The organism is Empedobacter sp. UBA7248 (assembly GCF_002472945.1).
In the GTDB taxonomy this organism is placed as follows: domain Bacteria; phylum Bacteroidota; class Bacteroidia; order Flavobacteriales; family Weeksellaceae; genus Empedobacter; species Empedobacter falsenii_C.
The window spans coordinates 21,794-47,264 of record NZ_DKSU01000007.1; the positions used below are offsets into that span (position 1 = coordinate 21,794).

Annotated in this window: 21 protein-coding genes; 10 read left to right on the forward strand and 11 right to left on the reverse strand. The window is 30.3% G+C overall.

Translation table 11 applies throughout. From position 1 onward, the window contains the following. Nucleotides 1–23: 23 nt before the first annotated feature. A complete protein-coding gene (locus B4A23_RS05755; RefSeq protein WP_414647063.1) occupies nt 24–1,001 on the reverse strand; it encodes an AAA family ATPase in 978 nt (325 codons plus the stop codon). Between the two features lie 282 nt (nt 1,002–1,283). On the opposite strand from B4A23_RS05755, the gene B4A23_RS05760 reads away from it, so the two are divergent. The 3 genes from B4A23_RS05760 (at nt 1,284) to B4A23_RS05770 (ending at nt 2,917) form a co-directional block, all read left to right on the forward strand. Further along, the gene (locus tag B4A23_RS05760) at nt 1,284–1,874 is read left to right on the forward strand and encodes a hypothetical protein (protein WP_291117943.1); all 591 of its coding nucleotides are present in this window, start codon (nt 1,284–1,286) and stop codon (nt 1,872–1,874) included. Nucleotides 1,875–2,098: 224 nt separating this feature from the next. Continuing rightward, on the forward strand, nt 2,099–2,452 hold the full coding sequence (locus B4A23_RS05765; RefSeq protein ID WP_291117946.1) for a hypothetical protein: 354 nt from the start codon (nt 2,099–2,101) through the stop codon (nt 2,450–2,452). A 24-nt stretch (nt 2,453–2,476) separates the two neighbouring features. Next, a complete protein-coding gene (locus tag B4A23_RS05770) occupies nt 2,477–2,917 on the forward strand; it encodes a hypothetical protein (RefSeq protein ID WP_291117949.1) in 441 nt (146 codons plus the stop codon). A gap of 220 nt (nt 2,918–3,137) precedes the next feature. Here B4A23_RS05770 and B4A23_RS05775 read toward each other — a convergent pair whose 3' ends face one another. The 3 genes from B4A23_RS05775 to B4A23_RS05785 all read right to left on the reverse strand — a co-directional run bounded on the left by B4A23_RS05775 (nt 3,138) and on the right by B4A23_RS05785 (nt 7,725). Beyond that, nucleotides 3,138–4,880 carry a hypothetical protein gene (locus B4A23_RS05775; RefSeq protein WP_291117952.1) on the reverse strand — a complete coding sequence of 581 codons (1,743 nt, stop codon included), beginning with the start codon at nt 4,878–4,880 and terminating at the stop codon, nt 3,138–3,140. A gap of 12 nt (nt 4,881–4,892) precedes the next feature. Beyond that, entirely contained in the window at nt 4,893–6,044 is a 1,152-nt protein-coding gene (locus tag B4A23_RS05780) for an ABC transporter ATP-binding protein (RefSeq protein WP_291117955.1), read from the reverse strand. A 490-nt stretch (nt 6,045–6,534) separates the two neighbouring features. Continuing rightward, the gene (locus B4A23_RS05785; protein ID WP_291117958.1) at nt 6,535–7,725 is read right to left on the reverse strand and encodes a phosphoglycerate kinase; all 1,191 of its coding nucleotides are present in this window, start codon (nt 7,723–7,725) and stop codon (nt 6,535–6,537) included. Nucleotides 7,726–8,267: 542 nt separating this feature from the next. Between B4A23_RS05785 and rpiB the strand changes: the two genes are divergently transcribed. Both rpiB and asnA read left to right on the forward strand, forming a co-directional pair. Then, nucleotides 8,268–8,708: a ribose 5-phosphate isomerase B gene (gene rpiB, locus B4A23_RS05790; RefSeq protein WP_291117961.1), complete on the forward strand. Its 441-nt coding sequence runs from the start codon at nt 8,268–8,270 to the stop codon at nt 8,706–8,708. A 232-nt stretch (nt 8,709–8,940) separates the two neighbouring features. Next, a complete protein-coding gene (gene asnA, locus B4A23_RS05795) occupies nt 8,941–9,945 on the forward strand; it encodes an aspartate--ammonia ligase (protein ID WP_291117964.1) in 1,005 nt (334 codons plus the stop codon). A gap of 133 nt (nt 9,946–10,078) precedes the next feature. Here the strand turns inward: asnA and B4A23_RS05800 are convergent, their stop codons facing one another. Then, the gene (locus B4A23_RS05800) at nt 10,079–10,876 is read right to left on the reverse strand and encodes a glycosyltransferase family 25 protein (protein WP_291117967.1); all 798 of its coding nucleotides are present in this window, start codon (nt 10,874–10,876) and stop codon (nt 10,079–10,081) included. A gap of 278 nt (nt 10,877–11,154) precedes the next feature. Here B4A23_RS05800 and rnr point away from each other — a divergent pair, with 278 nt between their 5' ends. After that, the gene (rnr, locus tag B4A23_RS05805) at nt 11,155–13,314 is read left to right on the forward strand and encodes a ribonuclease R (RefSeq protein ID WP_291117969.1); all 2,160 of its coding nucleotides are present in this window, start codon (nt 11,155–11,157) and stop codon (nt 13,312–13,314) included. A gap of 41 nt (nt 13,315–13,355) precedes the next feature. Further along, nucleotides 13,356–14,039 carry a LysE family translocator gene (locus B4A23_RS05810; protein WP_180905536.1) on the forward strand — a complete coding sequence of 228 codons (684 nt, stop codon included), beginning with the start codon at nt 13,356–13,358 and terminating at the stop codon, nt 14,037–14,039. A 131-nt stretch (nt 14,040–14,170) separates the two neighbouring features. On the opposite strand, the gene B4A23_RS05815 is transcribed toward B4A23_RS05810, so the two are convergent. From B4A23_RS05815 to B4A23_RS05840, 6 genes are all read right to left on the reverse strand, one after another. Further along, a complete protein-coding gene (locus B4A23_RS05815; RefSeq protein ID WP_291117971.1) occupies nt 14,171–14,620 on the reverse strand; it encodes a hypothetical protein in 450 nt (149 codons plus the stop codon). Nucleotides 14,621–14,691: 71 nt separating this feature from the next. Beyond that, the gene (locus B4A23_RS05820) at nt 14,692–17,376 is read right to left on the reverse strand and encodes a reprolysin-like metallopeptidase (RefSeq protein WP_291117974.1); all 2,685 of its coding nucleotides are present in this window, start codon (nt 17,374–17,376) and stop codon (nt 14,692–14,694) included. A 429-nt stretch (nt 17,377–17,805) separates the two neighbouring features. After that, nucleotides 17,806–18,855, reverse strand: a complete 1,050-nt coding sequence (locus B4A23_RS05825) for an alkaline phosphatase family protein (RefSeq protein WP_291117977.1) — start codon at nt 18,853–18,855, stop codon at nt 17,806–17,808. Between the two features lie 57 nt (nt 18,856–18,912). Next, nucleotides 18,913–19,917, reverse strand: coding sequence for a glycosyltransferase family 9 protein (locus tag B4A23_RS05830; protein WP_291117981.1), 1,005 nt, complete (start codon nt 19,915–19,917; stop codon nt 18,913–18,915). Further along, a complete protein-coding gene (locus B4A23_RS05835; protein ID WP_180905541.1) occupies nt 19,898–21,748 on the reverse strand; it encodes a monovalent cation:proton antiporter-2 (CPA2) family protein in 1,851 nt (616 codons plus the stop codon). Before B4A23_RS05835 ends, B4A23_RS05830 begins: the two co-directional genes overlap by 20 nt. A gap of 29 nt (nt 21,749–21,777) precedes the next feature. Then, the gene (locus B4A23_RS05840; RefSeq protein ID WP_038336207.1) at nt 21,778–22,206 is read right to left on the reverse strand and encodes a SufE family protein; all 429 of its coding nucleotides are present in this window, start codon (nt 22,204–22,206) and stop codon (nt 21,778–21,780) included. A gap of 111 nt (nt 22,207–22,317) precedes the next feature. Between B4A23_RS05840 and B4A23_RS05845 the strand changes: the two genes are divergently transcribed. From B4A23_RS05845 to B4A23_RS05855, 3 genes are all read left to right on the forward strand, one after another. Then, the gene (locus tag B4A23_RS05845; RefSeq protein ID WP_291117983.1) at nt 22,318–23,190 is read left to right on the forward strand and encodes a diacylglycerol/lipid kinase family protein; all 873 of its coding nucleotides are present in this window, start codon (nt 22,318–22,320) and stop codon (nt 23,188–23,190) included. Between the two features lie 157 nt (nt 23,191–23,347). Continuing rightward, nucleotides 23,348–24,301, forward strand: coding sequence for a 2-hydroxyacid dehydrogenase (locus B4A23_RS05850; protein WP_291117986.1), 954 nt, complete (start codon nt 23,348–23,350; stop codon nt 24,299–24,301). 340 nt (nt 24,302–24,641) lie between these two features. Beyond that, a complete protein-coding gene (locus tag B4A23_RS05855) occupies nt 24,642–25,355 on the forward strand; it encodes a pirin family protein (RefSeq protein WP_291117988.1) in 714 nt (237 codons plus the stop codon). Nucleotides 25,356–25,471 lie beyond the last annotated feature (116 nt).

Sequence of the window (25,471 nt, forward strand, 5' to 3'; positions counted from 1 at the left end):
TTTAAATGATTTTGAATAATGGTTTAAGGAACTGGAACAACATTAAGAATATTGTCAATAATTTCTTCTGGCGTAACATTTTCTGCTTCTGCTTCGTAGCTAATTCCGATACGGTGACGCAACACATCTTTTGCCATTGCACGTACATCGTCTGGAATAACATAAGCGCGTTTGCGTAAAAATGCATATACTTTAGAAGCTTGTGCCAAATTGATTGATCCACGAGGTGAAGAACCAAATGAAATCATTGGAACCAATTTTTCTAATCCAACTTTTTCTGGAAAACGAGTTGCGAAAATAATATCCAAAATATATTTTTCAATTTTTTCGTCCATGTAAACTTGTTTCACCATTTCGCGCGCATCCAACAATTCTTGAATAGAGATTACTTTCTCAATTTTTGGAAAAGATTGATTAATCGAATTTCTCAAGATCAAACGTTCTGCTTCAAATTCTGGATAAGTAATTACAGTTTTCAACATAAAACGGTCAACTTGCGCTTCTGGCAAAGGATAAGTTCCTTCTTGTTCCACCGGATTTTGAGTAGCTAAAACCAAGAAAGGTTTTTGTAACGGATACGTTTCATCACCAATTGTTACTTGACGCTCTTGCATCGCTTCTAACAAGGCAGATTGCACTTTTGCAGGCGAACGGTTAATCTCATCAGCCAAAACAAAATTCGCAAAGATTGGACCTTTTTTGATTCTAAAATCGTTTTCTTTTACATTATAAATAAGTGTCCCCACAACATCTGCAGGTAACAAATCTGGTGTAAATTGTATACGAGAAAAAGAACCATCAACAGCATCAGATAATGTTTTAATCGCTAACGTTTTTGCTAATCCAGGAACACCTTCTAATAAAACGTGTCCATTTCCAAGTAATCCGATTAATAGACTTTCAATCATTTTTTCTTGTCCAATAATCGCTTTATTGATTTCCGATGTCAACCTTGCAATGCTTTCGCTTTTTGCTTCTATTTGTTGGTTTAGTTGTTGTATATCCAAAATTTCTTTGAAATTAATGTTTATATTATTGATTCAAATTTCCTCTAAAATTAACAAATACAATTGATTTAGAAACTAAAACTTTCATACAATATTGTTAAACTTTGTTAAGACAAAAGTAGTGTACCAAACGATTTGATTATTATTTTCAGGAAAATTTTTGCAAGACTTACAAACTATTTATAAACAATAAACGTTTCTAAATAATATTTCTTTAAATCATTATACAATAACTATTTAAAGAATATTTATATTTTTACTGAAAAACAATACTATATGAAGAATTATTTACTGATGATTTGCTTTATGACAAGCATTTTAACTTTTGCTCAAAAGATTCAGGTTTTATCTGGGAACACTGATTTTTTAAAAGATCAAAAAGAAATTAATGTTCAACTGTTATTTGATGATGTCAAATTTTATGATGAAAATAAAACTGAAACTGAATATTTAGAGAAACGTGAAAAAGATGTCTTAGATAATCCGAAAAGAGGAGAAAATTATTGGAAACAATGGTTTGCAGATTGGAATGAAAATAGAAATGTTACCTTTTTGGATAAATTTATAAAAGGAACTACTAAATCTAAAAAATTAAATTTTGTAAAAAATCCAGCTGCAAAATATACTTTGATTATCAATTCTGAATGGATTTATCCTGGATATCATGCAGGTATAGTTGTAGAGCCAGCAAAACTAAGCACAACTTTAAATTTTGTTGAAACCGCAAATCCTTCTAACATTTTACTTTCTATAAAATCGGATAAAGTAAAAGGAACTTCTGGTAAAAATGATTTTGTTATGGAATACGGTCGAATTGCTTCTGCGTACGAATCAACTGGAAAATTATTAGGAAAAGAATTGAAATAATCTTTCAAAAAAATATATCAAAATCCATTCTTTTTCGAATGGATTTTTTTATTCAATAAATTTGACAATTTTGTTAAAACTTTTAATAAATCCTTGATTTCACCGCTACTTAACACTCGTTTACCTCAATATTTTTGACGTCTTTTTTTTGTGTTGCAACTTTGTTTCAAGAAAAATGAAAAGAATATAATTCTAACATTTAGTTGTAAACAAAAACATAGATTATGAGAAAAGCATTTTTATTAGCAAGTATGATGATGGTGATGGCAGTTTCTGCTCAACAAAGACCACAAGGAAATAATCAACAACAAAAGAATAAAGTAGAACATACGCAAACAAATTCTGTTGATAGACAACTGAAAAAATTTGATCAATATAATTTAACAACTTCTCAGAAAAAGAAAGTAAAATCTCTGTTAGAAGATAATTTATCAACATCAAATTTCAATAAAAAATTAGAGAAAATCTTGAGTAAAAAACAATATGCTCAATATATAAAAGATCAAAAAAATACATCGAACAAACCAAATGTTTCTCAAAAATCTAAATCAACAGATAGTAGAAAAACACATAAATAATAAACACAATAAAATTTAAACAAAATGAAAAAAGTATTTTTATTAGCAAGCATGATGATGGTAATGACATTATCGGCACAGGAAAGACCACAACAAGGTGAAAAATCTGGAAACAGAAAAGAGCAAAGAGAACGCCCGACTGTAGATCAGCAATTGAAAGAATTTGATCAATACAATTTGAGTTCGGCTCAAAAGAAAAAAGTAAAATCGTTGTTAGAAAGTAGAGATTCTGACATGAAAAAAGAATTTGTGAACAGAGACAAAAATTCTACTCAAAAAGGAGAAAGAGGATCTCGACCAGAAAAAGGTACAAACGATTTTGATACTAAATTAGAGAAAATTTTAGACAAAAATCAGTTCAATCAATACAAACAAGATCGTGAAAAACGTATGAAATCTGATAAATTTAGTATGCACAAAAAACGTGATGCAAAAGGAAATAGACCTTCGTCTAAATGTGCATAAAATCATAAAGATAGGGTTAACCTACAAATTTTGTAGGTTAACCTCTATTAATTTAAATTTTGAAAGAATATTTTAAAATTTGTGTGAGTTTAAAAATTATTATTGAATAACACAATGTGTTATTTCATTTCATAAGTAAGTTTTTTTAAAGTAGTTTTTAAAATTCATTTTCATTCAATTATCAAGTGAAAAGCGAGCCGATTTAGCTCGCTTTTCTTTTTTATTCTTCTGGCATTGCTTGCCATTTTTTGTAAAGATTGATGATGAAATAAAAACTTATTAAATATAAAATTGGATTGATGTATAGAAAAATTTCTGCAAATTCTTGCAACATCAACAATTCTTTATTTGTTTGTCTCAAATCATAAACACTTATTTGATTGGTTGGATCATACAACATTTCTGCACGTAAATCTGTGTAAAAACTAAGCATCACAATTCCAATAAAAACATTAGTAGCAACAAACCAATTAAGATTAACACCAGTTAAAACTTTATATTTTTTGGAACACAAACCAATTAGTGTAATCGCTATAAATGCAATGTAAAAAACAAATAAAATAATATAAGGTGCAAATTGTGTATAACCGATACTTGCATTGATAGAAATTCCGAAAACGCTTCCTAAGATTGCCAAAATTCCTGCGCCAATTAATGAAATTAACCAAACTTTGAACGAACTAAATCTGAACGTTATAATCAAAACAGTAATGATTAAAGCAATTAGTAAATAATATTGAATAAGTTCTAACCAACTGGAACTGTATTTAGCAAGCTCAATATTTTCATACACTCTATTTAAACTTGATTGGTTGATGTAATCTTGTTTTTTATAATTTATTTCTTTGTAGTTTAAATTTGAATCTATAAAATAATACGGATATTGCGGCAAATAATCAATCCAATTTTTATGTTTGAATTGATAACCAATTTCTTGTTTTTTTAGTAAATCAGTATAACTATTCAATAAAATTTCAATTGTTTTTCGATCATTTTTTTGCAACAAAGCAATCCATTGTTCATCGTAAAACTGATGATTTAAAGTAGAATCTTTCGGATTGTTAAAAGCCAAAAAACTATAATTATACAAACTTGCTAAGTTGAAATACGTTTGTGGTTTTTCTGAAGCGTTTACAGGACTTGCATACGAAACAGAATCTATACTTGTTGCATAAGCCATATCTACAGCTGCTGCATCGGGATACGCCGCTTCTTCATAAAGCTGATTTGTAGACGAATTATTCTTTTTTAGAGGTTGATATGTTTGATTAAAATTAATTTTAGAATAACTAAATCGCTCGGGAAAATAATCTCTTAATAAGGTTTCAAATTCAGGATTTCTGAAATACGGTTCTAAAAAAACATTATACGAATCATGTGGATTTTCTCTTAAATATTCTCTCTTATTTTTTTCATACAATTCTCTTGTTTCTTTCTCCGAAACCAACGAATCAAAAGCTGGAACAGGTAAATTTCTCGAATAATTATCGTAACCAAATTCTGATCGAAGTGTAAAACCTTGTGTTCTGTTAATAATGTCGATATCTTTCAAATATTGTTCTTCGCTCATATAATTTGAAACACGAAATTTAAGACCAGTTTTGAACGAATTTGGTACATAAAACATCAAAAATATAATGAAGAAAATGGTCAAAAATTCTTTGAATAAATAATTTCTCGAGGTTGGATAATTTGATTTGAAACGATTATTTTTAATATAGAAATACAGCCAAATAACGCCAATAATGACACCAATTAATAGATAATAAATAATAATTCCTGAGTTGAAAAACACTTCATAAAGTCCACTTTCTTGCAGTTGAGATTTTTTAGTAAAAAATAAAAATCCGTTGATAAATGCAATCAAGTTGAAAACTAAAACTGTCAACAAAATCCAAATAAATTTTAGATTCCAAATCAGCGGATATTTTGTAATTAAAGTTTGATTTATTTTTTTGAACATAGTTGGTTAGTTTTAATTGACAAAAAAGCGACGACTTGATTTCGAAATATCTCGAATGTATTTTACTTTCAATGACGATTTTCCTATTTCTGACAAAATATTATTCATCGAGATTTTATTATCAAAATACGCGATATACGAACCTCCATTGAATTTTATTTGCTTAATTTCGATGTTAGATAAAGCTGTTAATAACTCTTCTTTTGTGTTTTCAACATCAATTTCAACAATCGTAAAATCACCTTCCAATTCATTTGTATCTCCATGTATTTTAAGCTTTCCTTGCTCTAAAAAAAGAACTTCTGTCGATACCTTTTCAACTTCGTACAATTGTTGAGAACTCAAAATAACACCAAAAGGATTACGAATAGATTGTGATAAAAATTTCAAATCTTCAAGAATAATTTGTTGTGCCAAAATATCCAAATTCGCCAAAGGTTCGTCTAGCAACAATACTTTTGGACGACGCAATAACGTTCGTGCCAATTCGAAGCGCATTTTATAACCAGACGACAATTGTCTCCATTGCAAATCCTTGTATGGCCAAAGCCCCAAGCGCGCCAACATTACATTTGCTAACAACCTATTTTCTTCACTATAAATATCATAACAAGTTAATGTGAATTGTAGATTTTCCATCAACGAACCATATAAAACTTCGATTCGTTGTGGCACATAAACCAATTTGGTTTTTAACTCGAAACTAAAAGGTTTTGCATTCGAAAAATGATAATTTATTTCGCCAGAAGTTGGTTTCAATTCACCACAAATTAATCGAAGTAAAGTTGTTTTTCCATTTCCATTTTCTCCAACCAAACCAACAACTTCACGCGATTTTAAATCAAAAGTGATCGGATGAAGTTTAAAATTTCGACGATGATAAGCTTTTTCAACATTGTTGGTTGATATCAACGTTTCTTCTTTCTGAAAGGGCGGAGGAGAAGCTTGTTTCAATTTTTCTACCAATTCTAAAGCTTTCTTTGCTTTATTATCGTTCGTAGAATTTTCGTTGTAATAAAGATCTGAATATGAGATAATCTCTTTGTAAAAAGATTTCTCTCCAAAATCCAACACGCAATCAATTAATCGGCGATACCCCAAATCAAGATCATTGTGCTGCAAATGATTTTCTACTTCGTTTAGTCGTTGGTTAAATTCATTCATAGATTGATTATTAAATCATTACGAATATAACAATCCTTTTCTACAAATAAAATGGCTAATTGTAGGGAGATTTCAGTTTCAACAATTTTTGATAAACTATCTTAATTACTTTTTAATTTATTGTTTAGCAATATTTTATAATTAACAATTTTAACTTTCTTAAATCAATTTAGTTCTAAAATCATCATTATTCACAAGTTTTAATAAAGTCTATTCATAACTTTTTAATTCATTTATATTGAATAGTTTACTATTAACAATTTGAGTAATTAATCATGCTATAAACATTTTTTTTTATAACTCAGTTGAAAAGTAGTTAATTTATTAAATAACAAATGATTATAATTAACAATTGGCAAATAGAAATAAACTCAGTTTCTCATAAAGTGTGATCCTGAAACGAGTTCAGGATGACTTTAAAAGTCACAAAAAAAGCCGAGCAAATGCTCGGCTTAATTTTTCTACTATTTTAAGTATTTTTTTCCCTTTCTTATTTTAAAATTGCAGCAACTCCTGGTAATTCTTTACCTTCCAACGATTCTAACATTGCGCCACCTCCTGTAGAAACGTAGCTTACTTTGTCATCGTAACCAAATTGTTTTACGAAAGCAACAGAATCTCCACCACCAACAAGCGAGAAAGCGCCGTTTGCCGTAGCTTCAGCAATTGCATCACCTAAAGCAATAGTTCCTTTTGCAAAATTTGACATTTCAAAAACACCTAAAGGACCATTCCAAAGAATTGTTTTCGAATTATTAATTACATCTGCAAAAACTTTTGACGATTCTACACCAACATCCATTCCCATCCATCCATCAGGAATTTGATCAGAAGGAACTGTTTGTGTATTTGCATCATTACTGAAATTATCAGCAATCACATTGTCAACTGGTAAATAAACTTTTACATTATGTTTTTCACATTCAGCCAAAATTTCTTTCGCTAAATCTAATTTATCATCTTCTACTAGCGAATTTCCGATTTTTCCTCCATTTGCTTTTACAAATGTATACGTCATTCCACCACCAATAATTAAGTTATCAATAACTGGTAAAATATTGTTGATAATCGTAATTTTAGAAGACACTTTAGCTCCTCCAAGTACTGCTGTTACAGGTTTTTCACCATCAGCCAACACTTTGTTAATAGCTGTTAATTCTTGTTCCATTAACAAACCAAAACATTTATTTTCTGGAAAAAATTCAGCAATAATTGCAGTCGAAGCATGTGCGCGGTGTGCAGTTCCGAAAGCGTCATTCACATAAATATCTCCAAATTGAGCCAATGCTTTTGCAAAATCTTTATCTCCAGCTTCTTCCTCATTGTGGAAACGAACATTCTCCAATAATAAAACTTGGCCTGGTTTTAGATTACTTACTTTTTGTTTCGCATCATCGCCAATAACATCATTCGCAACGATCACATCAACGCCAAGAATTTCTGAAACTTTTGATGCAATATGTTTTAATGAATATTTATCATTGAATTCGCCTTTAGGACGTCCCAAATGACTCATTAATACAACAGCGCCACCATCTTTCAATATTTTGTCGATCGTTGGTTTTGCAGCTCTAATACGTGTATCATCTGTCACATTTAAGTTTTCGTCTTGCGGAACATTGAAGTCAACACGAATCAATGCTTTCTTGTTTTCGAAATTGTAATCGTTGATTGTTTTCATATTTTGATTTGAAATTTTGATCTACACAAAAGTAATCAAACTTTCATTTTGAGACTTAAAATCATTCAACACAATTTTCAACTATTAACAATTCATAATAATATATATAGTTTAATTAATTTTTAAATTTTAAAAAAAGAAAAATATGTTACTATTATTAGCACTGTTAATATGTGGATAACTAAAGTGAGATAAATTTTATTTAATAGCAATTAACAAGCTATTATTTGTAATTTTGTTTTGTAATGAAAGAGTTAGATATTCTATCAACAATTTATCATTTTGGTTGATAAACAACTTTTGTTAAAAAGAAGTTTTGTGAAAACTATTCATAACGGTGTGTAAATCTTTTATGCCAAAATGAAAACTTTTACTTGACTTGTATTGATTTATTTCTAATTGATTTTTTGAATCAGATTTCCAAATTTTTCTCTCGAAAAGTTATTAGTTTTATTCAATCATCTTTTAACAAGTTGTTACTTTTACTTAACATTTGATTTACAATTATTTAAACAAAAACAACAAAAACACCTGTTAATTAAATGAAAATTGCAATCGGAGCGGACCATGCTGGGTTCGATTATAAGGAGAAATTAGTACCCTTTTTAACAAGTCAAGGATTTGAGGTTGAGGATTTTGGTACGTTCTCAACAGAGAGTGTTGATTACCCTGATTTTGCACACCCAACGGCACAAGCTGTAGAAGATGGAAAAGCAGATTTCGGAATTTTAATTTGTGGTAGTGCGCAAGGCGTTACAATGACTGCAAATAAACACCAAGGAATTCGTGCTGCATTATGTTGGATGACGGATATTGCCAAGTTAGCTCGTCAACACAATAATGCAAATGTGTTAACTTTACCTGCACGCTTTATTGCGTATGAATATGCAGAGGAAATCGTGAATACATTTTTAGCAACAGAATTTGAAGGTGGTCGTCACGAAGGACGTGTAGATAAAATTGCTTGTTCATACAACGGATAATTTTATACATCTATATAAGATACAAAATCGGTCAATTCGTAAGAGTTGCCCGATTTTTATTTTAAAAATTAAATTTAAAACTATTATAAAGTTTAAATAGTTAAGTATAAATAATATTTTATATTTAAAATTAAATATTTTTAAACCAATTTAAGTCAATAGTAAATTTATTGATTGTAGCTGTTCTACTTTTACATCAGTTAAAAAAAACAAATCATTTAAAGATTAAAAGATGAGCAGAGCATTATTACGTAGAGAACAAGCAATCTCTTTTGTAAAAGAAGAATTTTCGAAAGGATTACAAAAAGAATTAAACATTATTCCAGTTTCTGGACCATTAGTAGTTTTGGATGGAACAGGTATTAATGATGATTTGAATAGTATTGAAAGACCTGTAAAGTTCCCTATAAAATCTTTGAATGATAAAAATGCAGTGGTTGTGCATTCTTTGGCAAAATGGAAACGTATTCGTTTGAAAGAATTAGAAATTGAACCAGGCGAAGGAATTATAACAGATATGCGCGCTTTGCGTCCAGACGAAGATTATTCGCCAATTCATTCTATTTATGTTGATCAGTGGGATTGGGAAAAAGTAATTGTTCCACAAGATCGTCAATTGGATTATCTTTTTTCGACAGTAAAATCGATTTATGAAGTTATTAAACAAACGGAGCAAAATGTAGAGGCGAAATATCCACAATTGAAAGCTGTTTTACCAGAACAAATTACATTTATTTCGTCTGAAGATTTATTACAAAAGTATCCAACATTTACGCCGAAACAACGTGAAAATGCAATTTGTAAAGAATTTGGAGCTATTTTTATTTACGGAATTGGAGGAGAATTGAGTAATGGAGAATTACACGATGCACGTGCCGCTGATTATGACGATTGGAGTACAGAAAACAGTGCTGGTTTTAGAGGTTTGAACGGTGATATTTTAGTTTGGAACCCAGTTTTAGAATCTGCTTTCGAGTTATCCTCGATGGGAATTCGTGTGGATAAAGAAGCTTTGACGAAACAATTAGAAATTAGAGATTCTTCGGATCGCAAGAACTTATTATTTCACTCAATGTTGTTAGATGATCAGTTAACAGAATCAATTGGAGGTGGAATTGGACAATCTCGTATGTGTATGTTTATGTTAAAATCTCGACATATTGGCGAAGTACAAGCAAGTATTTGGGACGGAAAAGTAAAAGAAAAATTAAAAGAAGAAAGCATCGAATTATTATAAATGAAAAAGCAGTTTCAAAGTCTTGAAACTGCTTTTTTTGTGTTTTATATTGAAATTAACAATGTTTATAACTGTTTATAATGGTTGTTAATTCACTTTAAATAAAATATTTATACTTCATTTAAATTGTTAACTAAGAAATACGTTCGTTTTTCTTTGCAATAAAACTATCATAGAATTTTTTGAAACCATGATGATTGATTAAATAGAAATATTTAGGAAATAATCTATTCAATTCGTATTGAATTTGTCTTGGAAATTTAGACTTTCTTAAACTGCGATCAATCTGAATTTGCGTTTCTACTGGAGCTGGTTTAACAAGCGATGGAAGAAGATTATATATTCTTAAATCAAATTCCCAAGCATGCTGCAAATCACAATCAATAGGACGTTGAATTGTAGGAAGTGGAGTTTTAATTTTATTCAAAAATTTTTCTGCGGCCTTTCTTGTCCAAATGGCTGCAATTGTTGTGATTGGAATACTCGTTCCGCAAGCTGCAATTATATATTTTTGGTCAACATCAGATATTTTGATATGTTTTCGTTTTCCATTAAACAACTTCAAAACATCCCAATGATCTCTTACTTTTAAATCATCATATTGATTCATTGCTTTTTCTACAGCAGATTTAAAATCATCAACCAAAATTGCATCATCTTCTATAATCAAAGCAAAATCATTTTCAGAAGCCAAAAAAGTTTCTAGCGTTTTCACATGACTCAAATAACAACCAATTTCTCCAGGAACTAAATCGCGGTCATATTTATTTTTTACTTTATAGGTTGACGAATCCAAAGTTTTGGCATCTACAGCAGAAATTCTTTCGTAAGTAATCTCACATTTTTCGAATTCTTTTTGCATCAATTCAAGCCGATCCGTAGCTCGATCAAGGTTAATCAAGTAGGTTTGATATAATGGTTTAGTTTTCATTCAATTAATTATCAATGCAAAAATAGTTTTTTTGGCTCAATTTTCGCAATAAATCAAAACGTTACAAGTAATCTTATCCTTTCCGTAACATAGAATTGGCTGTAAATTGTTATTTTAGAAAAAGGATATATTACCTTTGCAGTGGTTATGTTGTTTATTAACATCTTATCAATAGTTATTAAAATTAATTTGATAATCAAATAATTAAGATGTTTATTTATTAACTATTTTAAAATAAATCTCGAAAAAACAAGAAGAGATTTGACAGAAAACAAATTATGCCAAGAAGAAATTTTAAAAATACAAAGGCGAAAAAAGACAAAAACATAACAAAGTTTACGAAGTCTATCATCGAAGTTTTATTTCAAAATCCGAATAAACCTTTAAATTATAAACAAATTGCAGCAGCTTTAAACCTAACAAATCGAATTGATACAGAATTATTGATTAAGAATTTGAATGTTTTATTAGCTGACAAAAAGATTTCTGAAGTAGAAAGAGGAAAATATAAAATCAATGCAACCAATGATTATATGGTTGGGATTGCGGATTTGACTTCTTCGGGGAGCGCTTATATTATGATTGATGGTCTTGAACAAGATGTCTTTGTACAAAAAGGAAAAACGCGAAATGCCTTAATGGGCGATACGGTTCGCGTATATGTTTATCCAAAAAAACATGCCAGTCAATCGAGAGCAGAAGGAGAAATTGTAGAAATTGTCGAGCGTAATAAAACTGAATTTACTGGTATTTTCGAGTTAGGAAAAAACGGAAATTTTGGTTTTGTAACGATGCAAAATGGTAATCATGATTTTTTTATTCCAAAAGAGAAAATTAAAAATGCTCAACCAGGAGAAAAAGTTGTGGTTCGATTAACAAATTGGCCAGAAGGATCTAATTCACCATTTGGCGAAATCACGCAAGTTTTGGGTAGTCCAGATGATACGGATGTAGAAATTCATGCGATTTTGTTAGAATACGATTTGCCAGCTCAATTTCCTGAAGAAGTAGAAGAAGAAGCAAATCACTTGGATACTTCGATAGACGAAGCCGAAGCAGCTCGCCGTAGAGATATGCGAAATGTAACGACATTTACAATCGATCCGAAAGATGCAAAAGATTTTGATGATGCCTTATCAATTCGAAAATTAGAGAACGGAAATTGGGAAATTGGAGTTCATATTGCTGATGTTACGCATTATGTTCGTCCAGGTTCGTTGATTGAACAAGAGGCGTACAAACGTGCAACTTCTGTTTATTTGGTGGATAGAGTAGTGCCAATGTTGCCAGAAGTGTTGTCGAATGTTGCATGTTCTTTGCGTCCAAATGAAGATAAATATACGTTTTCGGGTGTATTCGAAATGGATGATAATGCAAAGATTGTAAAAACATGGTTTGGTCGTACAGTAACGCATTCAGACAGACGTTTTACATACGAGGAAGCACAAGAAATTATCGAAGGGAAAGACGGAGATTTTAAAGATGAAATCTTGACTTTAGATCGATTAGCAAAAACAATGCGTCAAAAACGTATGAAATATGGAGCGGTTAATTTTGATAAAGTTGAAGTAAAATTCGATTTAGATCAAGCGCATAATCCGCAAGGAATTTTCTTCAAAATTTCGAAAGATTCGAATAAATTGATTGAAGAATTCATGTTATTATGTAACAAAAAAGTTTCAGAATTCATTAGTTTAGATAAACACGGAAAAGAAAATGCGAACACTTACATTTATCGTGTTCACGATGATCCGAATCCAGATAAATTATTAGACTTAAAGAATTTTATTCGTCAATTTGGTTACGAATTAGAGATTGGAGATCGTAAAACAACTATTAATTCGATGAACAAATTGTTAGCAGAAGTGAAAGGAAAACCAGAAGAAAATATGGTTGAAACTTTGGCTATGCGAACAATGGCGAAAGCAAAATATACAACAGAAAATATTGGACATTACGGATTAGCGTTCGATTATTACACGCATTTTACGTCGCCAATTCGTCGTTATCCAGATATGATGGCGCACCGTTTATTGCAAGATTATTTAGATGGTAAAAAATCTCCTGCAGCGGCTGTTTACGAAGACAAAGCAAAACACTGTTCATCTCGCGAAAAAATTGCCGCAGAAGCAGAACGTGAGTCAATCAAATACATGCAAGTAAAATACATGGAGCAATTTGTTGGCGAAACTTTTGATGCGTTTATTACAGGTGTACAAGATTATGGAATCTTTGTTGAAATTCCAGAAACGCGTTGCGAAGGTTTGATTCGTTCTCGTGCTATGAAAGGTGATCATTTTGTTTTTGACGAAAAAAATCATGCTTTAATAGGTAAGCGCACACGTGTTAAATATCAGTTAGGAAGTCCGGTTAGAATCAAAGTTTTAAATGCTGATTTAATCAAGAAGCAATTAGATTTTGAATTGGTTGATGCTTAAGTTTCATATTTTAGACTTATCTTGCAGACCTTAATTATGTTATGGAAATAATATTTTCGGCCATACTAATAGGTTTTTTGTTAAGTACAATTCTTATTGGACCTGTATTTTTCTTACTTATTGAAACCAGTTTGCGTAGAAGTTGGAAAACCGCTGTAGTCCTAGATTTAGGAGTTATTGCAGCTGATATTTTGTGTATTGCAGCAGCCTATTACGGAAGTAAAGATTTTACAGATTATGTGACCAATCATCCAAAGTTTTACCGCATTTATATCATTGCAGGTTTCTTTGTATTGATTTACGGAATTTTCATGTATTTCTCTAAACCAAAGCTACATATAGAAGGCGAAGCGGGATTTGTAAGCAACAATTATTTGAGAACGTTTATCAATGGATTTATTATGAATTTGTTGAATATTGGTGTCATTGTTTTTTGGTTTGTAATTGTCTCTTCAATTATGATTCAATATCCAAATCCAAGCGATTTTATGCTTTACATGGGAGTTGTTTTGACCACCTATTTTGTAATAGATTTGGGTAAAATATTTTTGGCAGGAAAGCTTCAAAAACGTTTTACCGATCAAAAAGTATTTATGGTACGAAAAGGAGTCGGAATTTGTCTTTTAATCTTTGGATTAATCATTATCCTAAAAGGTTTCGGATTCTTTAAAGAAATCGATCAAAAAATAGAAAATCAGCTTATTAACCAAGAACAAACAAGTTAGAAATATAAATCCGATCGAGATTCTTGATCGGATTTTTTTATAGAAGATATTTTCCAGAATCCTTATAATTCCATGTTCTTACTTTCATCAAGTCAGCAATTGTAAAGGTAATTTTTTATATTGGTTTAAATTTAGTTACAAATAGATGTTTCTATTTTTGGGATTTTATATAATTTTAATACTCTGTTTTTATTACTAATATTCATAGTTGTATTGTCTAATTTGGTTGAAACCTTGATACATTTTTTATTTTGAATAATTTTATCCAACGCAATGTCTGTAAATTCTATATCTTCAGATAATTTCTTATTGATAACGAGAATACTATTTTCTTCAAAATCTATTTTAGGAATAGGAATTCCGGGAAACCTGGTTAAGTTTAATTGTTTATAAATTTTTGTAAAATTTTGTATGTTATTTATAATTTCTATTTCTTGATCTGTTTGTACTGAATTTTCTTTGAGCATTAAAATTAATTCATATTGAATTTCTTTTTGTTGAAAATTTTGTTGTTTAGTGTTTACAGAACAAGATAATAAATTAAGAACTATCAATATTGGTAAAAAAAATATTTTTCTCATAGCTAAATATGATAAAAAATTCCAACTGAAATTTATTTTCAGTTGGATTTAAGTTGTTTGGTTAAAAATTATTATTTAATGATGATTTTGTTAGTTTGTTGTTGTTTTCCATCATCAGTTTTTACAATATAAACTCCTTTAGGTAAATGTCCTACTTCTACTTTTATCTCATTAGAGAAGTTTGTTGTGTAATCTTTGCTATATACAGATTGTCCTATAATGTTTAAAATATTTACATTTACTTTTGATGCACCAGCACTTAAACGAATGTAGAAATTTCCATTACTTGGATTAGGATAAACTTTTACTTCATTATTCGCTTGAATGTTAGAAATACTTAATTTTTCAGATTTTATTGTACAAAATTCAACACTTAATTTGTTAACTGTTCCTTGGTTAGAAGGTGATATATCTGCTAATCTAAAATAATATGTTCCATTTGCTGGCTCATAATAATACTTCGCTAAATCAGTTCCAATAGGTGTGATTTTTGCACCTGCTACACCACAGTTTTCGAAAGTGTTTCCTCCATAGCTATTATATTCATAAGTCATATTTGGCTTTCCTGAACAATTCGCATAATTCAAGAATTGATATCCTTTATCAACATTTTCTTTTCCCATTAAAAAAACAAGTTCACCTTGATTTGCGTGTGTAATATCTGTATGGATAGAGAAATTTTCAATATTTCCATTATAATTGTCAATTGTAAGAGCTGGTAAATTTAGAATTCCTGCATTTTGTCCTGTCATATCAGGTATTGTTAATGGAGAAGAAATTACATCATATGTGTTACATATCAATTCTATTGATCTATTAACAGCAACGTTAGGACTTGCTGCATAGAATATATTATCTACAGCTTCTACAATAATATTTGCTTTAGATGTCTCAGTTCCTTCAGGAATTGTTACAATTGCAGAACCTGTATTAGGTACATTACTTGCTAATATTGTATATGCATCTTCTATTGTGTTAACATTCGCTTCAAAATTAAGTAATTTAATAGCTACATTTTTGACATTAATATTACCACTGTCTGTTCCTGCAACGTCCCATTTCACTTCAAAAGGAGTTCCTGCTTTTATAGATTGATTAAGGTCTATATTTGTAATTTTAAAAGGTCCTTCTTCTTTTACAGAAACTTTTACTTTCTCAGATGCGATTTGTCCTTTAAGCTTCGATGTGCCAAAATCTATCAGATCTCTTGCTTGTAATGTAAAATTCATATCTCTTGCAATATCAGATACTGTATTCCAAGTAGAATATAGCTGTCCCTCTGCAACATTTAATATTGGTGGGAAATAAGCTATTGGTGAACTTTGATGTTGATAAACTCTAAAGTTTGCTCCTTCTGTGTTGTTTCTGCTTGTATCAACCCAATTACCTGTATATTTTCCTAATAAAGGGTCTGATTGTTCCCAAGAATTTGAAATAATATAATCAGGACTTTCTGCATCAGATACTGTTCCTTTTAATTTAAATGCTGTTCCTTTAGGAATATTATATTCGCTTTTTTCTACTGTAACTACAGGAGGTGTATTATTATTAGGTGTAAAAACACCACAAGAAGTTGTTGCTAAATAATCATTAATTTGTTTAAGATTATGGTGATTAAACTGAGAAACAAAATCAGGTACAACATCATGAGTTCCAGTAACACCTGGGTATCCCATTACAGTAACGCCACTTCCTGTTTCTACATTAGCTCCAGTTTCCTCTGCTCTTGCGTGAACGTGATTTGCTCCAAATTGATGACCTAACTCATGTGCAACTATCATAGCCGCCTTGTACGCTGAATGACCTACATTTCCTGCGTAAGTAGAACCTTTTACACTATTATTACAAACACTTCCTATTAATCCTGCTTTACCGCCATTTGTTTTTCCTGTCAAAACAATCCCTACGTCATAATTTGCAGAACCTATTTTGTCGTCTAATATTTTTTGGGTCAAATCATTTAAGTTTGTTACTTCTATTCCCAGAAAATTGAAAAAATAATATTTATCATCTTCTTTTGTTAGAATAGAAAGTTCATCTGTACCATCAACTAATTCTAATTCTATGGCTAAATCTATACCATATACAAAATTCACAACATTAAGAACATTTGCGATAGCTAGCATAGAAGTTTCTTTAGTAGGGATTTCACCTTCTGCTACTTGAGATTTATTAAAATCAAAATCTGTAACTACACCTATTTTATATTTTCTTACTCCTAGAGGATTGTTGTTGCTAGAGTTAGCTGTTTTTGCTGCTAAGAATGTTTTTAAATTCTCTTCAGAACCACACTCAAAATTTCCTAAAATACTACTTTCCTTAGATGTCAGAATTTCGTAATTTCCATTCTTTTTTTCAATAGAATAATTATTGTTAGGAGAAAGAACTAATGCTGTTACTCCTTTAGAAGGAGAATAAGATAAAACAATTTTGTCTTGAGAATTATCTGAAGAATATCCTACATAAGTTTTGATGTTAGGATATTTTGCTTGTAATTCTGGAGATAATACCTGATTTTCAACAATAGTAAAAGTTTTTTGCGTTTTGTTCAAACCAGGGATGCTTACTTCTAAAGATTTCGATTTGTTTTGTAACGTACCTTGTAGTTGAGTTTCTAATCTTGATAGATTTACGGTTTTGATTTTGCTTGTAGGAAAACCTGCCGTTAAAACTTCATTTAGAGAATTACTTTGTGCATTTGCATTTGTGTAAAATAGTCCGAAGACTAAGCTTGTAGCGAGTAATTTTTTTTTCATTTTTAATGTTTTAATATTTATCTAAATTAAGATTAAAACATATTAAAAAAATAGTGAGGTATTAATTTAGAGAATAAACCTATGTAGTTGATTTAAAATGAATAAAATTTACACAAAGGTTCTTAATTAAGAAAATATTAACATAAAATTCGGTTACTCAACATAATTTTATTAGCTACTTTTTTCTCTCTTTTAAAAGATTTGTTTGTTGGTAGTTACAAAATCAAATAAAAAAGATAGAATTTTAAAAAATCGTTTACAATTTTCACAAGAAATTTATCTTCTTTTTCTAATTTTTCGATTTTAGAATTCTTTCAATGTTTTTTATCGTTTATTTGAAAACGTGAAGATTCATTATTAATACTTCTTTTAGCATNNATGCTAAAAGAAGTATTAATACTAATTTATCTTTCTGTATTTATATTTTTCTTACAGTAATGACTTCCCAGAATCCTTATAATTCCATGTTTTTACTTTCATTAAATCAGCAATTGTAGAGGCAATTTGATTGAGATAAGTTTGTTTTTGTTTGAAATTTTTAGGATTAATTCCGTTTCCAATCAGCAAAATAAACCCTTCGTCAGAGCCTTTTACTTCATCATTGTGATCCGTCCACTCGTTTCCATTTCCACGTCCATGATCTGTCGTTACAATAATCGTTGTTTGATCTTTATAGAATGGATCGCTTTGTACATAATTCCATAATTCTTCAATCATACGATCGTTGCGGTTTATTGAAGTAATATATTGATCGTAATCTTCATCATGTCCGTAATCATCAGCTTCTCCATAACCTATAAAAAGTAATTTAGGTTTCTGATTTTTCATGGCTTCTAAGGCAAATTCGTGCGTAAAAATGTCAAATCTAGTTCCCCACCATTGTTTTGGCGTTTCTAACTGAAAACGTTCGATAAGCAATTCTCGTTCAGATTTATTTTGATTAAAACTATTTTGATATCCTGCATTTACCAACAATTTAGAACGTTCTTGGTTGAAAATATTTGTATACATTCTCCAGCTTCCAAAAGCCATTACTTTATTGTTTAAATTCTTTTGCTGATTTGCAATTTCAAAAACTGAAACATTAGGATTCGGAATATCTTTGTTATTTTTAATTCGCTCATCATCAGCTTTTCCTGTAATTATTTCGTTGTATCCAGGATAAGACCATAATCTTTTGTTGGTAAGATTTACAAAACTTTGTTCATCTCGATTTCCTAAAATAACTCCTTTTTCTTTAATCGTTTTCCATGTAAATGGCATCAATAATTCGCGACGTTTTATAGAATCTTCTGTCCAATATTTTTCATTAGTTTGAACAATAAGTGAGTTGTATTTTTTATCATTTAAAATTGATTTTTCAACTCCACGGAAAACTTCTTTCCAACGAACACCATCCAACGTAACCAAAATAACTTTCGGTTCTTGTGCAAATAAAAAATTTGAGAATAAGGCAAGAATAAGAAATGTATACTTCATGTGATTTTAATTTCTTATAAAAATAGGAAAAGCATCGATATGATGCTTTTAAAAGTATTATTTTTCTAACTTATCAACGATTTGTTGATAAACTTCTTCGGCGCTCAAATTTTGAAAATAATCATAGTTTTTAAACTTTTTTGGATCTTTTCCGAAGATAGAAGTCGGACGAATTTTCATCGATTCGTCTTGTATCACATCATTCATAGATTGTCCATATCCCAAAAATCCGGCAAACGGATGCGTTCCACCCCAAATAGAAATCGTGCGCGTTCCCATCAACGAAGCTAAATGCATATTTGCGCTATCCATAGAAATCATTACTTCTAATTTAGCAATTGCTTGTAATTCTTCTTCAAAAGAGATTGTTCCAGCTAAAGATTTGATGTTTGGATTGAAATTTTCCCATGTTTTTAATTCATCAATTTCAGCTTTTCCACCGCCAAATAAATAAATTTTGTACCCATTTTCAGCTAATTTCTTCGCTACGATTTTTATATTTTCGATGGGATACATTTTACTTGAAAAAGCAGCAAAGGGAGCAATTCCAATTGATTTTGGTTCCTTAATCGATTTTGGTTCGATTTTATGCTTTAAATTGACGTTAAAACCAAGTTGACGTAAAACATCAGCATAGCGTTCAGTTGTTAATTTTAATTGCTTAAAAACGCGATTTTTTTGATTGATTAAAGCTCTTTTCTCTGTACGACCTTTGTCTAAAGTAGCGGTTCTTGTTCCATTAAGTTGAAACAATGTTGTAATTACTTTTGATCGGATTACATTATGAAAATCAGCTACATAATCAAAATTATATTGTTTTAATTCTTTGTATAATTTGAATAAGCTAAAAAAGCTTTTGTATTTTTTGTTCAAATCAACCGAAATAAATTTGATTTGAGGAAATTGCTTGAAAATATTTCCCATAAAAGGGCGCGAAGCAACATAAACTTCGACATTAGGATTTTGTTCAATAAACTCTTGTAAAACAGGAGCAATCATTGTGACATCGCCCAAAGCAGAAAAACGTAAAACTAATAGTTTTTTATGATTCGTTTTCTCCATTATTCCTATTGTTAATTTCTTTTGCAACCATTTTCATTTGCTTTTCAAATTCTTGCTTAGATGCTTCAAAATATTGATCAGAATTTTCGGCATGTTTTGCAATTTTACGTAACGACTTTCGGTCACTTTTTATGAAAATTTCACCAATTTTAGATGCTTCTTCATGAGAAAAACCGTATTTTATTAAGATTTGTCTTCCAACGTAAACAGATGAGAAAAAGTTTTCTCGATAAACTTCGTCTATACCATCTTTCAAATAATTATACGCATAACTACGATTTTTTGCACGAACAATAATTTCTAAATTCGGAAAGTTTTTACGAACAATATAAACTAATTTCTGATTAATTTCTGGAGGATCCAAAGCAGCTACAAAATATTTTGCATGTTCAGCACCAGCCGATTTTAGTAAGTTAACATTTGTTGCATCACCATAAAATACATTAAAACCTTGTTTGCGCATTTTCTCTACACGCTCGCTATCGTTATCCAAAACAATCGATTTTATTCCAGTACTTTTCAATACACGGCTAATTGTATTTCCAAAATCTCCAAAACCTGCGATGATAATTTGTCCATCAGCTGAATTTGGATTTATTTTATCGTTTTCAATGATTGTTTTTACTTTTGTTTTTACACCAAAATATTTTAGAATTAATTTCTCATTCAATACTAAAAGTAAAGGCGTAATCACCATTGTAATAGCTGTTGTTGCTAACATTAGATCGTACCATTCTTTGTTTAGAATATCTAAATTTCGAGTCAATGATAAGATAACAAAAGCAAATTCTCCGACTTGCGATAAAAGTAAAATGAACAGCCATTTTTGATCAAAATCAAATTTATGTTTGATTCCAATAAACCATAAAACCAAAGATTTTATTAACATTATTCCAAATGTTAATCCAAGAATCATAAAAGGTTTATCTGCAATTAATTTGAAGTTAATCGTTGATCCAACCGCAATAAAAAAGATTCCTAATAATAATGATTTGAACGGCTCTATATCACTTTCTAATTGATGTTTATATTCGTTATTTGCCAAAACAACACCTGCGATAAATGCTCCTAAAGCAGGAGAAATTCCAACTTTTTGCATCAAAATAGAAACTCCAATCACTAAAAGTAGGGCAGAAGCGGTGTAAATTTCTCGAACTTGTAATTGTCCAACATACTTAAAATAAGGTGTAATAATGTACTTTGCAATTACGTAAATAAATGTTATTGCACCAACAATAACTAAGGTTTTCATGAACGCTGGTCCACCAACTAACAAACTTTTAGAATCATCTCCAATGGATTGAATCAAAGAATCTCCGACTAAAAGTGGAATAATTGCCAAGATTGGAATTACCATAATATCTTGAAATAACAAAACAGAAAAAGTTGATTTTCCAATGCTTGTTTTGGTCAATCCTTTCTCGCTAAGTGTTTGCATAATAATGGCTGTTGAAGACATGGTTATTGCAAAAGCTATAGAAACAGCCAAAGAAAAATCCATTTTCAAGGCAAACATTCCGACTAAAGTTGCAATAATTATCGTCCCCAAAACTTGCATTCCACCAAGGTTGATGATTTTATTTTTCATCTTCCAGAATTCCTTTGGATCAAGTTCTAATCCGACCAAAAAAAGCATCATTACTACACCAAATTCTGTGGCGTGCATAATGTCTGTTCCGTCATTGCCAACAAATTTCAGCACATAAGGTCCAATTAAAACTCCTGCAATTAAGTAACCTAAAACTGAACCCATTCCTAATTTTTTGGAAATAGGAACGCAGATTACAGCGGAAAAAAGAAAAATAAATGCTTGGCCTAAAAAGTCGTTCATTATTTTATAAGGTTGATTAGATGATGCGTCTAACTATTATTTTGTTTTGATTGAAATGCAATCGCATAAAATTTGAATTGTTTTATCATCGCCAATAATCCGTTTGCACGTGTTGGAGATAAAAATTCTGATAAACCAATTTCGTTGATAAAATCTGTATCCGATTCTAAAATATCTTTTGGCGTTTGATGATTGTACATTCTCACCAATAATGCCGCAATTCCTTTTGGTAAAATAGCATTAGAATCAGCTTTAAATTCGATAGTATCACCGTCCAATTCTGCATCTAACCAAACAGAAGATTGACAACCTTTGATGATTTTATCATCTGTTTTTGCTTCTTCTGGTAAAGTATTTAAGCTTTTTCCTAACTCGATCAAATATTCGTAGCGTTGTTCCCAATCTTCAAAAAATGAGAATTCGTCTACTATTTCGTTTTGAATTTCTTTAATTTTCATACTACAAAGTTAGAAAGTTTTTGATAGTTTTTCCTCAAAAAAAGACGTTAAATAGCTCGATTCTTTTAGATTTCTTATTTTTGTGTTTTGATAAATTTCAATTCCCAAAAAATGAAGTACACTTTCATTGTTAATCCAAATTCTGGAAACGCAAAACACGATATTTCGCTCGATTTTTTACAATCAAAATTTGATTCTTCAGATGAAATCGTTTTGAAAGAAACTGCTTATCAATTTCATGCAAAAGAATTGGTGAAGGAGGCGATTGCTGAAAATTCGGATGTGATTGTTGCGTGCGGTGGTGATGGGACAATCAATGAAGTGGCGAGTGCTTTGGTGAAAAAAAATATTCCATTGGGAATAATTCCTGCCGGATCTGGAAATGGTTTGGCAACAAATCTTAATATTCCGAAAGATCCTAACAAATCGATTGAAATTATCAGATCAAATGCTATTCACAAAATTGATGTTGGTAGAGTAGAGGACAAGTATTTTTTTAGCAATTTAGGTTTTGGGATTGATGCAGAGGTTATCAAAACGTATGAAGAAAATCAAAAGCGTACGATTACTGGTTATGTTGATGCTTCTGTGAAAACGTTGTTGAATTATAAATCTAAATTGTTTCGTCTTTATATAGATGATGCAATTATCGAGAAGAGTTTTTATTATCTTTTCTGTTCTAATTCTAACATTGCTGGTTATGGGATATCTTTTACACCAAAAGCTGATTTGTCTGATGGAGAATTGGATTTATTGATGATAGAAGATTTAGATGTTTTCGAACAGTTTTATTTTTCGGTATTGGTTTTAGCCAAAAAGATTGATTTTTTGAACAAAGCAAAGTATCGAAAAGTTAAGAAATTCAAGATTGAAAGTTTAGATCATAATCCGATTACGTATCAGCTTGATGGAGAGATTCATAAAACCGATTCACTTCAAGTAAAAGTTAAAGTCTTACCAAATGCTTTAAAAATCATTTTTTAAACCTTAATTATCTATTTAATTAACAATATAAATTATACATTTTCAATTAATTAAAATGTTATTAACGTAGTTGTAAACGATTTGTTTGTAACCAATTTTAGCTTTAGTTTATAGAATAGTACTTTGTTTCGTTGTAACTTTGATTAAAATTTTTACAATGAAAACTTCTTATAAAATTTTAGCAATTGATTCTAATCATGAATGTCTGAATAATGGACTTCGCGATGCGGGTTTTATTGTTGATGAAGATTATACTTCGCCTAAAGAAACCATCGAACAAAAGATCAATGAATATGATGGAATGATTGTAAGGAGTAGATTTCCAATTGATAAAGATTTTTTGGCAAAAGCAACAAATTTAAAGTTTATTGGTAGAGTAGGGGCAGGCTTGGAGAATATTGACGAAGAGTTTGCAGCCGAAAATAACATTGTTTTATTTAATTCTCCCGAAGGAAACCGAGATTCTGTTGGTGAACATGCGATTGGTATGTTGTTGATGTTGATGCATCATTTGCGTAGAGCTGATAACGAAGTTCGTAATGGAATTTGGAAACGTGAAGAAAATCGTGGTGATGAGTTGAAAGGAAAAACGGTTGGGATTATTGGTTATGGAAATATGGGAAATGCTTTTGCGAGACGTCTGCAAGGTTTTGAAGTTAATGTAATTTGTTATGATATTTTGCTAAACAAAGGAGATGAATTTGCAAAACAAGTTACGTTAGAAGAGTTTTTTGAGCAAGCTGATGTTGTGAGTTTACATACGCCGCAAACGCCAGAAACTATGCAAATGATTAATGCAGAATTTATTTCTAATTTCAAAAAACCATTTTATTTTGTGAATACAGCTCGTGGAAAATCTGTTGTGACAAAAGATTTGGTTGAAGCAATGAAAACAGGAAAAATTTTAGGAGCTGCTTTAGATGTTTTAGAATTCGAAAAATCGAGTTTCGAGAAATTAGTTGCATCTGAGTTACCAGAAGAATTTCAGTATTTAATTCAAGCAGATAATGTTGTTTTAGCACCACATATTGCTGGTTGGACACATCAAAGTAAAGTGAAATTAGCAGAATTTATTCGTGATAAAATAATTGATTGGAAGAATAATCAATAAAATGATTAATTGATATAAGCTAAAAAGGTTCCGAAATTTCGGAACCTTTTTTCATTTTGTAAGTTTTTTGTAAACTTTATACAAAATAACTGCTACTATAATAACAAGAACGATTTGGAATAGAATCCAAAGTATAACATTAAATGTCGATTCGCCTGAAATTGATAGCATATATATGTCTCATGTGTTAACTGAATGCTAAAATATAAATTATTTTTAACATTTCGTTAATGATTTAAAAAAAGTTCTATTCATCATCTTGGTGTGTTAATTGATAACTTATCACATATCAATAGATAAGTTTTTTTTGCGCCATAAATTTGTATAAAAATAAATTACTATGAATTACCAAATATTTAAATCAGAATCAAGAGGAGGAGGAAATCACGGATGGTTAAACTCTAAACATTCTTATAGTTTTGCGAATTATTACGATCCAGCTCGTATTCATTTTGGTGCATTGCGTGTTGTAAATGATGATATAATTACTGGAGGTATGGGATTTGGAAAACATCCTCATGATAATATGGAGATTATTACAATTCCTACAAAAGGAGGAATTTCGCACGAAGATTCAATGGGAACTGGTTCTGTAATTGAGTCTGGGGATGTACAAGTAATGAGTGCAGGTACAGGAGTTTTTCATAGCGAAATGAATGCTTATGAAAACCAAGAAGGACATTTTTTTCAGATTTGGATTATTCCAAATAAAATGAATGTTGAGCCTCGTTATCAACAAATTTCTGTTCGTGAAGTTGCTAAAGAAAACGAATTATACCAAGTTCTTTCTCCAAATGCGGACGATCAAGGAGTTTGGATTCATCAAGATGCGTGGATTTTCTTAGGAAATTATACAGAAGATAAACAAGAAACATACAAAGTACAAAAAGAAGGAAATGGTGTTTTCTTTATGGTTGTAGAAGGAGAAGTTGAATTTGATGGAAACAAATTAGGAAGAAGAGATGTCATCGAGATTAAAGATACAAATGAGTTTTCGTTTAATGTAACGAAAGATTCTTGCTTGATGTTAATCGAAGTTCCTATGGATATTTAGAAATTTTTTCAAGTTTTAGTTGTTTTATATATAGAGCAGATTTCAGAAATGAATCTGCTTTTTTTGTTAAAAAAAATATCATTATCAACACAAGTATTTAGTATATTTACTGCTTA

What these genes read in the sequence shown, in the direction of transcription:
- B4A23_RS05760 (WP_291117943.1), top strand. Translation starts at nt 1,284, where the DNA reads ATGAAGAATTATTTACTGATGATTTGCTTTATGACAAGCATTTTAACT.
- B4A23_RS05765 (WP_291117946.1), top strand. Translation starts at nt 2,099, where the DNA reads ATGAGAAAAGCATTTTTATTAGCAAGTATGATGATGGTGATGGCAGTT.
- B4A23_RS05770 (WP_291117949.1), top strand. Translation starts at nt 2,477, where the DNA reads ATGAAAAAAGTATTTTTATTAGCAAGCATGATGATGGTAATGACATTA.
- B4A23_RS05775 (WP_291117952.1), bottom strand. Translation starts at nt 4,880, where the DNA reads ATGTTCAAAAAAATAAATCAAACTTTAATTACAAAATATCCGCTGATT.
- B4A23_RS05780 (WP_291117955.1), bottom strand. Translation starts at nt 6,044, where the DNA reads ATGAATGAATTTAACCAACGACTAAACGAAGTAGAAAATCATTTGCAG.
- B4A23_RS05785 (WP_291117958.1), bottom strand. Translation starts at nt 7,725, where the DNA reads ATGAAAACAATCAACGATTACAATTTCGAAAACAAGAAAGCATTGATT.
- rpiB (WP_291117961.1), top strand. Translation starts at nt 8,268, where the DNA reads ATGAAAATTGCAATCGGAGCGGACCATGCTGGGTTCGATTATAAGGAG.
- asnA (WP_291117964.1), top strand. Translation starts at nt 8,941, where the DNA reads ATGAGCAGAGCATTATTACGTAGAGAACAAGCAATCTCTTTTGTAAAA.
- B4A23_RS05800 (WP_291117967.1), bottom strand. Translation starts at nt 10,876, where the DNA reads ATGAAAACTAAACCATTATATCAAACCTACTTGATTAACCTTGATCGA.
- rnr (WP_291117969.1), top strand. Translation starts at nt 11,155, where the DNA reads ATGCCAAGAAGAAATTTTAAAAATACAAAGGCGAAAAAAGACAAAAAC.
- B4A23_RS05810 (WP_180905536.1), top strand. Translation starts at nt 13,356, where the DNA reads ATGGAAATAATATTTTCGGCCATACTAATAGGTTTTTTGTTAAGTACA.
- B4A23_RS05815 (WP_291117971.1), bottom strand. Translation starts at nt 14,620, where the DNA reads ATGAGAAAAATATTTTTTTTACCAATATTGATAGTTCTTAATTTATTA.
- B4A23_RS05820 (WP_291117974.1), bottom strand. Translation starts at nt 17,376, where the DNA reads ATGAAAAAAAAATTACTCGCTACAAGCTTAGTCTTCGGACTATTTTAC.
- B4A23_RS05825 (WP_291117977.1), bottom strand. Translation starts at nt 18,855, where the DNA reads ATGAAGTATACATTTCTTATTCTTGCCTTATTCTCAAATTTTTTATTT.
- B4A23_RS05830 (WP_291117981.1), bottom strand. Translation starts at nt 19,917, where the DNA reads ATGGAGAAAACGAATCATAAAAAACTATTAGTTTTACGTTTTTCTGCT.
- B4A23_RS05835 (WP_180905541.1), bottom strand. Translation starts at nt 21,748, where the DNA reads ATGAACGACTTTTTAGGCCAAGCATTTATTTTTCTTTTTTCCGCTGTA.
- B4A23_RS05840 (WP_038336207.1), bottom strand. Translation starts at nt 22,206, where the DNA reads ATGAAAATTAAAGAAATTCAAAACGAAATAGTAGACGAATTCTCATTT.
- B4A23_RS05845 (WP_291117983.1), top strand. Translation starts at nt 22,318, where the DNA reads ATGAAGTACACTTTCATTGTTAATCCAAATTCTGGAAACGCAAAACAC.
- B4A23_RS05850 (WP_291117986.1), top strand. Translation starts at nt 23,348, where the DNA reads ATGAAAACTTCTTATAAAATTTTAGCAATTGATTCTAATCATGAATGT.
- B4A23_RS05855 (WP_291117988.1), top strand. Translation starts at nt 24,642, where the DNA reads ATGAATTACCAAATATTTAAATCAGAATCAAGAGGAGGAGGAAATCAC.